The organism is Lentzea sp. NPDC060358 (assembly GCF_042725365.1).
Lineage (GTDB): Bacteria > Actinomycetota > Actinomycetes > Mycobacteriales > Pseudonocardiaceae > Lentzea.
The window spans coordinates 1-4,018 of sequence record NZ_JBHXCW010000407.1 but is presented as its reverse complement, the minus strand read 5'-3'; the positions used below and the strand labels follow the sequence as shown (position 1 = coordinate 4,018).

Below are 4,018 nucleotides of genomic sequence, written 5' to 3'. Positions count from 1 at the left end.
AACTCGGCGGGGTACGCACGGGGCACAGTGCACAGCCTCTCGAAGAAGCTGCAAGTTAGCCACCAACTCTGGAACCCATCCAGTAGGGCAGGTCAGCGGTAGTCACGCAGCCTGACTGGCTGGCGTGGACATGATTACTTCGTACTCGATCGGGGTCAACCTGCCGAGAGCAGCCTGGCGTCGGCGGCGGTGGTGAGTGCGCTCGATCCAGGTCACGATCGCGATCCGCAGTTCCTCACGGGTGGCCCAGGTGCGCCGGTCGAGAACATTGTTCTGCAGCAACGCGAAGAAGCTCTCCATCGCCGCGTTGTCGCCTGCGGCACCGACCCGGCCCATCGACCCGGACAAGCCGTGACGAGCGAGCGCACGGACGAATTTCCTGGAACGAAATTGCGATCCGCGGTCGGTGTGCATGATGCAGCCGGCGACCTCACCACGGCGGGCGAGGGCATTGGTGAGCGCGGTGACGGCCAAGCGGGACTTCATCCGGGAGTCGATCGAGTAGCCCACGATCCGGTTGGAGCAGACGTCCTTGACCGCATACAGATACAACTTTCCCTCAGCGGTGCGGTGTTCGGTGATGTCGGCCAGCCACAACAGGTTCGGCGCGGCGGCGGTGAAGTCACGGCGGACCAGGTCGTCGTGCACCGGTGGGCCGGTCTTCTTGCCGTTGCGGCCGCGTTTCTTGCCGAACACGCTCCACCAGCCCATAGCCGAGCAGATGCGCCACGCGGTCCTGTCCGCCATCGACTGGCCGGCGTCGCGGGCCTCATCGGCCAGGAACCGATAGCCGAACTCCGGGTAGTCGCGGTGCGCGTCGAACAACGCGTTCGCCCGACGAGCACGCTCGAGCTCGGTCCCGGTGACCGGCGCGGCCAGCCACCGGCAGTACGGCTGTCGAGCGATGTTCAAGACCCGGCACGTCACCGCAACCGGAATCCCGTCCGCAGCGAGCTCGTTCACGAGCGGGTAGAGCCTTTTCCCAGCAGATTCGCCTGCGACAAATACGCGGTCGCCCGGCGCAGAACCTCATTCTCCTGCTCCAGCAGCTTGATCCGCTTGCGCGCCTCACGCAGCTCCGCCGACTCGGCCCGGCTCGCACCGGGCTTAGTGATCAGTTCAGAATGAGTTTGCGCAGGCAGATGATCAAGCAGGCAAGGCTGAGCATGGCTTGATGGACGTCGGCTCGGCGTTCGGTCCGGATGCGGAGTCGCCGGAAGCCTTTGAGCGAGGCGAAGGTGCGTTCGACCGGCCAGCGGACCGTGCCCAGACCGGAGCCGTGGTCGACGCCGCGGCGGGCGATGACGGGTGTGATGCCGCGGGCGCGGACCAGGCGCCGGTACTTGTCATGGTCGTAGCCGTGGTCGGCGTAGATTCGCCGTGGCCGGCGACGTGGTTTGCCGACGATGCCCCGGATCGGTGGGATGGCGTCGATGAGGGGGATCAGCTGGGTGACGTCGTTGCGGTGCCCGCCGGTGAGTGTGACGGCGAGCGGGATCCCGCTCGCGTCGGCGATCAGGTGGTGCTTGGAACCGGGCTTGCGGCGGTCGACCGGGCTCGGCCCGGTGTGGTCCCCCCTTTGAGCGCGCGCAGGTGGGTGGAATCGACCAGAGCAGCGGACAGGTCCAGCAACCCGGCGGCGCGCAGTTCGGCGAGCAGCAGCTCATGCAGCTGCTGCCAGACGCCGGCCTCATGCCATTCGGTCAACCGCCGCCAGCAGGTCGAGCTCGACGCGCCGAACAAGGCGGTGGGCAGCCGGTTCCAGCCGATGCCTGTGCGCACCGCGTAGAGGATGCCTTCCAACGCGGCACGGTCGGCGGCACGTCTGTGACCCGGATAGCGGAAACGTCTCGGGGACATCGGGATCAACGGTTCCAGCCGAGCCCATAGCTCGTCGGTCAGGACCTCCTCGCGCACACCGTGATCTTGGAATGTCCTGTCCCGCAGGCAAAGCCGACACGCCAGCTCATTTTGAACTGGTCTCTTACTCCGTACACGTTCACGGCATTGAAGTCGACGCCGCCGGGACTGTAAAACGAGCGGTGTAACTCCTGATCATGGAAGTGCACCTGATGACCGACATGATGTCCGGCGTGGAGAACGTCGAGGACTCGAAGCCCGCAGCTGGTGTTGACGGCCTGGACGAGCAGCTCGTCGCGCAGCTGCTGAGCAGTGCCAAGGCCAGCGGGCTGAAGCTGACCGGTGAGGGCGGGGTGTTGCAGCAGCTGACCAAGTGGCTGCTGGAGTCGGCGCTCGAGGGTGAGATCACCGATCACCTCGGCTATGACAAGCACGACCCGGCCGGCCGTGGGACCGGTAACTCGCGTAATGGCACCCGCTCGAAGACGGTGCTCACCGACGTGGGCGCGGTCGAGATCGACGTGCCGCGCGACCGCGACGCCAGCTTCGAACCCAAGATCGTGGCCAAGCGGCAGAAGCGTCTCGGTGGCGTGGACGAGATGGTGATCTCGTTGGCCGCCAAGGGCTTGACCACCGGTGAGATCTCCGCGCACCTGGCGGAGGTGTATGGCGCCGAGGTGTCGCGCCAGACGATCTCCACGATCACCGACAAGGTCGTCGAGGGCATGGTCGAGTGGCAGAACCGGCCGCTGGACGCGGTCTATCCGGTGATCTTCATCGACGCTATTCACGTGAAGATCCGCGACGGGCAGGTAGCCAACCGGCCGATCTACATCGCGCTCGCGGTCGCCTGCGAAGGGCGCCGTGACATCCTCGGGTTGTGGGCCGGCGACGGCGGCGAGGGCGCCAAATACTGGCTGCACGTGCTCACCGAGCTCAAGAACCGCGGCGTGGTCGACGTGCTCATGGTGGTCTGTGACGGGCTGACTGGCCTGCCCGACATGATCACCACCGTCTGGCCACAGACGATCACCCAGACTTGCGTGGTGCACTTGCTGCGCAACAGTTTCCGTTACGCGGGCCGGCAGCTCTGGGCTGTGATCGCCAAGGCTCTCAAGCCGGTGTACACGGCGTCGACCGAGGCCGCGGCCCGTGAGCGGTTCGCTGAGTTCACCGAGGCCTGGGGCGGTCGGTATCCGGCGATCGTGCGGTTGTGGGATAACGCCTGGGCCGAGTTCGTGCCGTTCCTGGCGTTCGATCCCGAGATCCGGCGGGTGATCTGCTCGACCAACGCTATCGAGAGCGCCAACGCCCGCATCCGCCGCGCGGTGAAGGCCCGCGGGCACTTCCCGACCGAGCAGGCAGCGCTGAAATGCGTCTACATGGCGATCATGAGCCTAGACCCGACCGGCACCGGCCGCGCACGCTGGACCATGCGGTGGAAACCCGCGCTCAATGCGTTCGACATCGCCTTCGACGGCCGCCTGGCCGCCGGACGCAAGTAGTTTCCTTCAACCCGAGTTACACCGCTCGTTTGACAGACCCCTGCCATGCGCAGGTCGGTCAACAAGTAGCCGATGAGCGGGCGCCGTGCGGGTACGTGCCGGGGCTTCAGACAGCGGCGATTGCAGGGTCCCAGACGAGAATCGGGGCGGTGACGGGCATGATGGGTGAGCCGGGATGGGTTCCGGTGACACGGATTTCGTAGCCGCCGAGTGGGAGTGCGGGTGCGCTGGCGTGGAGGAGTCCACCGTTGTTGGGTGGGCGGCGCGCGAACTGCCTGGAGCCTTGGTGATGCGCCCGTCCACCGCGATATTCTCCCGCAGCAGGCCCACAATGCGGTCGTACGCCTCCAGCGCGATCTGCTTGAACCGGGTGAACAATCCGTCTTTGATCCATTCGTCGCGTCGAATGCGGATCGTGAACGCCGAGCACGTGGTGTCAGCTGTCGCCTCGTACGAACAGCGAACCGCAACACCTGGACGAGCTTCTCGAACACGATCCGATCCGAGATCCGGCGCCGGTGCAGCCCAGCGGACGGGTGGGATCGATCACTGGTCGAAGTGGGATCAGCGCGCCAAACTGGTTCCACGGTGTGGCAGTCAGCCATGATGGCAACGAGCAGGCACACCTGTGGTGATCACGAAGCGTATTCAGC

General features: G+C 65.7%; 2 protein-coding genes and 2 pseudogenes. 1 reads left to right on the top strand and 3 read right to left on the bottom strand.

Features of this window, described 5'->3' with window-relative positions:
• Positions 1 to 102: 102 nt before the first annotated feature.
• Both ACFWGZ_RS40100 and ACFWGZ_RS40095 read right to left on the bottom strand, forming a co-directional pair.
• Positions 103 to 1,112, bottom strand: a pseudogene (locus tag ACFWGZ_RS40100) (IS3 family transposase); the annotation flags it as partial.
• A 2-nt stretch (positions 1,113 to 1,114) separates the two neighbouring features.
• Positions 1,115 to 1,917 (bottom strand): IS5 family transposase gene (locus ACFWGZ_RS40095; RefSeq protein ID WP_382456817.1). Its coding sequence is split into 2 segments (ribosomal slippage): positions 1,115 to 1,581 and positions 1,581 to 1,917, totalling 804 coding nucleotides; the frame shifts between segments, so codons are not numbered across the junction.
• Positions 1,918 to 2,081: 164 nt separating this feature from the next.
• On the opposite strand from ACFWGZ_RS40095, the gene ACFWGZ_RS40090 reads away from it, so the two are divergent.
• Complete coding sequence (locus tag ACFWGZ_RS40090) at positions 2,082 to 3,365, top strand: IS256 family transposase (RefSeq protein ID WP_382456818.1); 1,284 nt, start codon at positions 2,082 to 2,084, stop codon at positions 3,363 to 3,365.
• 240 nt (positions 3,366 to 3,605) lie between these two features.
• Here the strand turns inward: ACFWGZ_RS40090 and ACFWGZ_RS40085 are convergent.
• Positions 3,606 to 4,017 (bottom strand): annotated as a pseudogene (locus ACFWGZ_RS40085) (IS5/IS1182 family transposase); the annotation flags it as partial.
• Position 4,018 lies beyond the last annotated feature (1 nt).

Bases quoted from the DNA above. Each gene is read 5' to 3' on its own strand.
- ACFWGZ_RS40090 (WP_382456818.1), top strand. From the start codon at position 2,082: ATGATGTCCGGCGTGGAGAACGTCGAGGACTCGAAGCCCGCAGCTGGT.